8 protein-coding genes are annotated in these 5,459 nt (G+C 67.6%); 4 read left to right on the top strand and 4 right to left on the bottom strand.

The window, feature by feature from the left end:
* Positions 1-523 (top strand): substrate-binding periplasmic protein (locus ACIQ67_RS19265; RefSeq protein WP_397535995.1); only part of this gene is annotated, 523 nt, incomplete at its 5' end.
* A 45-nt stretch (positions 524-568) separates the two neighbouring features.
* On the opposite strand, the gene ACIQ67_RS19260 is transcribed toward ACIQ67_RS19265, so the two are convergent.
* Genes ACIQ67_RS19260 through ACIQ67_RS19245 form a run of 4 tightly spaced genes read right to left on the bottom strand, consistent with a single transcriptional unit; the run spans position 569 to position 2,763 of the window.
* The gene (locus ACIQ67_RS19260) at positions 569-1,363 is read right to left on the bottom strand and encodes a hypothetical protein (protein ID WP_397535994.1); all 795 of its coding nucleotides are present in this window, start codon (positions 1,361-1,363) and stop codon (positions 569-571) included.
* 46 nt (positions 1,364-1,409) lie between these two features.
* A complete protein-coding gene (locus tag ACIQ67_RS19255; protein WP_397535993.1) occupies positions 1,410-2,066 on the bottom strand; it encodes a hypothetical protein in 657 nt (218 codons plus the stop codon).
* A complete protein-coding gene (locus ACIQ67_RS19250; protein ID WP_397535992.1) occupies positions 2,063-2,308 on the bottom strand; it encodes a helix-turn-helix domain-containing protein in 246 nt (81 codons plus the stop codon). Before ACIQ67_RS19250 ends, ACIQ67_RS19255 begins: the two co-directional genes overlap by 4 nt.
* Positions 2,308-2,763, bottom strand: coding sequence for a DUF2975 domain-containing protein (locus tag ACIQ67_RS19245; protein ID WP_397535991.1), 456 nt, complete (start codon positions 2,761-2,763; stop codon positions 2,308-2,310). Before ACIQ67_RS19245 ends, ACIQ67_RS19250 begins: the two co-directional genes overlap by 1 nt.
* A 392-nt stretch (positions 2,764-3,155) precedes the next feature.
* Here ACIQ67_RS19245 and ACIQ67_RS19240 point away from each other — a divergent pair, with 392 nt between their 5' ends.
* The 3 genes from ACIQ67_RS19240 to ACIQ67_RS19230 all read left to right on the top strand — a co-directional run.
* Positions 3,156-4,301, top strand: coding sequence for a DUF484 family protein (locus ACIQ67_RS19240; RefSeq protein WP_397535990.1), 1,146 nt, complete (start codon positions 3,156-3,158; stop codon positions 4,299-4,301).
* 53 nt (positions 4,302-4,354) lie between these two features.
* Positions 4,355-4,993, top strand: a complete 639-nt coding sequence (locus ACIQ67_RS19235; protein WP_397535989.1) for a class I SAM-dependent methyltransferase — start codon at positions 4,355-4,357, stop codon at positions 4,991-4,993.
* Between the two features lie 9 nt (positions 4,994-5,002).
* A partial coding sequence (locus ACIQ67_RS19230) for an EamA family transporter (RefSeq protein WP_397535988.1) occupies positions 5,003-5,459 on the top strand: 457 nt, incomplete at its 3' end.

The raw sequence follows: 5,459 nt of genomic DNA, 5'->3' as shown, positions 1-5,459 counted from the left end.
GGTCGGACTTTTCGTGACTGCGCGCACCGCCGAGCGTGAATCCCTGTTTCAGTGGGTCGGTCCGATCAGCGCCACCCGCGCCCATCTGTATGCGCGTCGCGGCGAGCAGACCGGCATTCGAACCCTGGAAGATGCGCGCAAGGTCAAGGAAATCATGGTCCCGCGCGAGTGGTATGTGCATCAGGATCTGAGGGCGCGCGGGTTCGCCAACTTGCTGCCCGTCGCCTCGCCGGCTGATGCTATGCGGATGCTGCTGGCCAATCGAAGCGTGGTCATCGCGATGGATGAAAGCACCGTGGCCGAAAGCATGCGCATGGCCGGACTGGTGGCGGATCCGCCCCAGCCCATCGTCAAGCTTTCGGAGGCCCTGCTGTACATCGCCTTCTCACGCGGCACGCCGGCGGCCCTGGTACAGCGCTGGCAGCAGGCGCTGGATGAGATGAGGCGTGACGGCAGCTACGCCATCATCCATCAGCGCTGGCTGCCTGGCGTGCCGCTTGCGACAGCTGCGCCCGCCCCATGAGTGGCAAGGCCCGAACTTCGGAGACTTTGTTTGCGGCGATGTGTCTCATGAACCCTGGCGGCTGCGGGCCAGCCGCACGCTGAGGCGTGCATCGGCCGGTGCCACCAGACGCGCCGCATCGGGCCAGCTTTCTTCGCCGGTGAGCGTGGCGCAAGGATTGCCGGGCTTGCCGGCGGGCGCATTGGGATCGCGATCTTTGGCGTCGGCGCTCAGCGGAACGCTCAGCAATTGACCGGCTTCGCGCCACTCCAGCTCCCATCGAGGCTGGGTGCTGCAGACGCGCACGCCGCCGACCTGCGGAAACAGCCAGCGCAGATACCAAGGCAGCAGCTCGTTGCGCGCCTGCTTGGCGACGGCCATCACACGGCGCACGGTGGCCATGTCCAGCTTGTCGGCCGGCACGGTCAGGTGCAGCTGACCGGTGATCGCCAGGCTGCCCTTGGGCTGATTGGTGGCCAGTTCGGCCGTCTTGGCTTCGGCGGTCGGCAACACGGGCAGCTCGAAGCGGCCCTCGGCGTCCGGCTTGATGGGCAGGTTGCGCTCGTCGGTCAGAACGGCCAGCTTCGGCGATTGCAGCGGCCGCGCCGGGTCCTTGGCGCTGAGCTTGAAGTCCATGCGGAACAGGCCCTGGCCGACCCGGGCCAGCTGGCCGAGGAGTTCGTTCATGCGGGCGTAGGGCAGCATGGCCGGGTCCTTGACGAGACCGACGGTGACCTCATCGAGTTTCTGCACCTCGGCGGCCTCGGTAGGCGCTGCGGTTTGGGCCAGCGCTGTGCCGGCCATCAGCGCACTCAGGCAGGCCAGGCTGGCTTGCTGCAACAGGTAACGGAGTTTCATCATCGCTTGGCTTCCTGCCTCGTGAGGGTGGGGGGAGTTTCTTGACGGTTCAGCGCCGGCACTTGCCACGTGCTTCGGCCAGGGCCCAGAACGGCAGGCTTAAAAGGCCCAGTCCTGCACCCGTGAATTCGCCTTTCAGGCAATCGCCATGCGCGGCGCGCTCCATCTCCTGCGCCATGCGCTGCTGGCTGTTCAGCCGACCCGGCTCCTGGCTGGCAGAGACTGCGCGTTCGGACAACAGCGGCGTGCGCGTGGCCTGGCGGATCGCGCGCTGGGTGCCTTCGCTATGCAGCAGCAAGGGAGCAACAGAAGCGGCCGGACTGGCTTGAGTGTTCGCCGCTGGGGCCGGCGATGGCTCGGCTGGCGGCGCTGGCAAGGCCTCGAAGGTCGGATCAGGCACCGGTGGCTGATCCGCTACGGCGCGCCTGCGCCCCGTCTCGGCCGGCGCAGGCGCGCCGCTGACCGAGGCCGCGCGGACCGGCTGGCGCGTGATCGGTTCGCCAGCGTCCCCGGCGCGGGGCTTCGCCGGCGGCAAGGGTAGCAGCCGCAGCAGCAAGCCAGGCTCGACGCGGGTGCTGGCGCTGGCAGGCTGCACATCGACACGCGGGCGCAGCAGCAAGCCCAGCAGAAGGGCATGCAGCAACAGCACCAGCGACAGGCCACTCAGCCGGCGCGTGGCGCTGCGTCGCGGCAGGGCGGCGTTCATGTGTCGCTCGCGTCGCCTGGCGCGCCCTCGTCCTCGGCACCCGGCACATGGTGGAGCAGGTCGCCGGGCTGGCAGTCCAGCACCTTGCAGATGCGGGCCAGCGTCTCGAAGCGCACGCCGCGCACCTTGCCGGATTTCAGAAGTGAGAGGTTGGCCTCGGTCATGCCCACCGCCTCGGCCAGCTCGCGCGAGCGCATCTTGCGCCGCGCCAGCATCACGTCCAGGGTGACGATGATGGGCATCAGACGAACTCCGCGTTTTCCTCGGCCATGCGCACCGCTTCGCGCATCACGGTGGCGATCGCCAGCAACACCAAGCCGAGCAGCAGACAGAGGTAGTCCTGCCAACTGAAGCTCAGGGTGAGGAAACGTTGGCCTGGCGGATTCCCCATGGTCAGCGCCAGGATGGACAAGGTCTTGGCCAAGGGCATGGCGGGTGCCAAGGCCGTCATCGCCAGCGCAGCCCGTCGCAAGCGCAGTGCGCATTGCAGCGTCCAGACTTCGCCGCGCTCATAGCGGCCGAACAGCGTGTACAGCTGCCACAGCAGATAGCTCATCAGCAGGCTGGGCAGGGCGCAGGCCAGCAGGCCGAAGGCACGTGCTCGGGCGTCCAGCTGTATCGGCTGCTGGCCCAGGCCCCAGTCCTGCCGCACCACCTGGCTGAGCCACTCGGGCTGAAGCCAGAGCGCGAATGGCATCAGCAGGCTGACGCCCATCCCCAGTAAGCACATGGCGCGCACGCAGCGCGCCAGCCGCCGTATGCGTGCAAGACCTGGAAAGTCAGGGGTCGGCGCTGAGCTCATGGTCTCTGGAATTTATGTAAAACTTGAAGTAATTATCGTTAAACAATAATTTCTTGCAAGCCTGATCGACTTGCATGAGCTGTCAGGGCGCAGGCTGGCGCCGCGCCCGTTCGCGCAAAAGCTGGCCGTTTCGACTCGCATCGCTGTGAATCGCCGATACAGTCAGCCCTGGGAGCGAGTAGGGGGATCAGGTGCGGGGCCGGGTGCCAAAGCCCGACGGGCAGGAGCTGACGGTCGCACCGGGTCATGGGTCAAGCGAGCGACGAAAGAAGGCGACGGCACACACGATGCTCAGTGATCTTCAGGCAGAGAACCAGGCACTGCGCCGCCAGCTGGAGGCCTTGCTGCGCGAGGCCCGGGCCAACGAGGACAAGATGCGTCGCTTCGAGCAGCTGGAGCACCGGCTGATCGGCGCTGCTTCGGTGCTGGAGTTGCTGCGCCTGCTGCTGGGCGAGTACAAGCTGGCCTTCGGCATCGAGGCGGTGACCCTGACGCTGGTCGACCCTGAACAAGAGATTCGCCGCATTCTCGAGAGCGAGCTGCGCGAGCCCTCAGCCCAGTTGCTGGCGGGGCTGGATCTGAGCCTGTCGGCCTTTGCGATGCGTGCGCTGTATGGCGATGAACCGCGTCCCTGGCTCGGCGCCTTCGATGCTGCCAGCCACACCGGGCTGTTCGATGTCGCCGACGGGCCGCTGGCTTCGGTGGCGCTGCTGCCGCTGTCACGCCATGGCGAGTTGATCGGCAGCCTGCATTTCGGCAGCCGCAGCCCGGAGCGCTATGACGCCGACTCCGGCACCCGCTTTCTGGAGCGCCTGTCTGACATCGTGGCGGTCTGCCTGGAGAGCGCGCTCAACCAGGAGCGGCTCAAGCTGGCTGGGCTGACGGACATGCTGACAGGTGTTCACAATCGGCGTTATTTCGAGCACCGCTGCGGCATCGAGATCGCGCAGGCGTGGCGCTACCGGCATCCGCTGGCCTGCATGTTCCTGGACATCGATCACTTCAAGCGCATCAACGACACGCATGGTCACCAGACCGGTGACGAGGTGCTGCGCACCATCGGCGATGCCATCCGCGGCCAGCTGCGCGCTGGCGACACCATCGCCCGCTACGGCGGCGAGGAGTTCGTCGTGCTGCTGCCGCGCACGCCGGGTTTCTTCGCCCGCGAGATCGCCGAGCGCATCCGCGCCAGCATCGCCGAGCGTCGCTTGCTGGCCGCCTCGGGCGACGGCATCGGCCTGACCATCTCCATCGGTCTGGCCATGCTGGGTGGCGAGCCAGGGGGGCAGTCGCCGGGCAAGCTGGCGGAACGCCTGGTGGCTGCGGCCGACCAGGCTTTGTATGCCGCCAAACATGGCGGGCGCAATCGCGTTGTCTGCGACGCGCCGGACTCCGCGGCCTGGACCGAGCGCGACTTCATTAGTTCGGCATGAATTCCAGCCTGCGTCGACAATCAGCTTGCCGTCCTCACTAACGGAGCCCTTGCATGAATGAAGCGCGCCCCTCCGACCCGGCAAAGAACCATTGGGAACGCGTCTATCGCGACAAGCCGGCCGATTCGGTCAGCTGGTTCCAGCCTCATGCGCAGCAGTCGCTGGCGCTGATCCGCGGCATCGCCGCCGGGCAGGCGGCGCGGGTGATCGATGTGGGCGGCGGCGCCTCCACGCTGGTCGACGATCTGTTGGCCGCCCCCGAGGTTTTTTCGGTGGCGGTGCTCGATATCTCGGCCGCGGCGCTCGATGTGGCGCGACGGCGCTTGCAGCAGCGTGCGGCGGCTGTGCGCTGGCTGGAGGGTGATATCACCCAGATCGCGCTGCCCGAGCAGGCTTGGGACATCTGGCATGACCGAGCGGTGTTCCACTTCCTCACCGAGCCGGCGCAGCGCGCCGCTTATGTGGCACGGGTGCGGTGCGCGGTGCGGCCCGGCGGCCATGTGATCGTTGCGGCCTTCGCGCCGGACGGCCCGACGCATTGCAGCGGCCTGCCGGTGATGCGCTATGCACCGGATGCGCTGCACGCGCAATTCGGCGGCGCCTTCGAGTTGGTGGAGCACCTGAGCGAATCGCACCTAACGCCGTCTGGCGCGGTACAGCAATTCGTCTACTGCCACTGCCTGCTGCACTGAGGCCTGCCTATGCGCCGCTTCCGCCCCGAGCCTGGCGTTGCCGCAGTGCTACTGGCCGCCTTGCTGTTCGGCGCGGCCACACCGCTGGCCAAGCCTTTGCTGGCACAGACCAGCCCCTGGATGCTGGCGGCCTTGCTCTATCTGGGGTCGGGCCTGGGCCTGTGGTGCTGGCGCCGCCTGAGCCGCGCGCCGGCCGTGCAGCTGGCGCCGGGCGAGGGCCGCTGGCTGTTGGCCGCCATCGCGTCGGGCGGCGTGCTGGCGCCGGCCTTGCTGATGCTGGGGTTGTCGCGCATGCCTGCCTCAAGCGCTTCGCTGCTGCTGAACCTGGAAGGCGTGCTAACCGCGCTGCTCGCCTGGTTCGTCTTCAAGGAGAACTTCGACAGGCGTATCGCTCTGGGCATGCTGGCCATCGTCGCCGGCGGTCTGCTGATCGCCTGGCCGGCGCAGCCGGGCGGGCCGACTGCTG

Source organism: Roseateles sp. (genome assembly GCF_044373315.1).
GTDB lineage: Bacteria > Pseudomonadota > Gammaproteobacteria > Burkholderiales > Burkholderiaceae_C > JACDQM01.
Note: the sequence above shows the minus strand (reverse complement) of the source record. Positions and strands in the feature narration are given on the sequence as shown.

Coding starts and splice junctions, on each gene's coding strand:
- ACIQ67_RS19260 (WP_397535994.1), bottom strand. CDS start 1,363: ATGATGAAACTCCGTTACCTGTTGCAGCAAGCCAGCCTGGCCTGCCTG.
- ACIQ67_RS19255 (WP_397535993.1), bottom strand. CDS start 2,066: ATGAACGCCGCCCTGCCGCGACGCAGCGCCACGCGCCGGCTGAGTGGC.
- ACIQ67_RS19250 (WP_397535992.1), bottom strand. CDS start 2,308: ATGCCCATCATCGTCACCCTGGACGTGATGCTGGCGCGGCGCAAGATG.
- ACIQ67_RS19245 (WP_397535991.1), bottom strand. CDS start 2,763: ATGCCATTCGCGCTCTGGCTTCAGCCCGAGTGGCTCAGCCAGGTGGTG.
- ACIQ67_RS19240 (WP_397535990.1), top strand. CDS start 3,156: ATGCTCAGTGATCTTCAGGCAGAGAACCAGGCACTGCGCCGCCAGCTG.
- ACIQ67_RS19235 (WP_397535989.1), top strand. CDS start 4,355: ATGAATGAAGCGCGCCCCTCCGACCCGGCAAAGAACCATTGGGAACGC.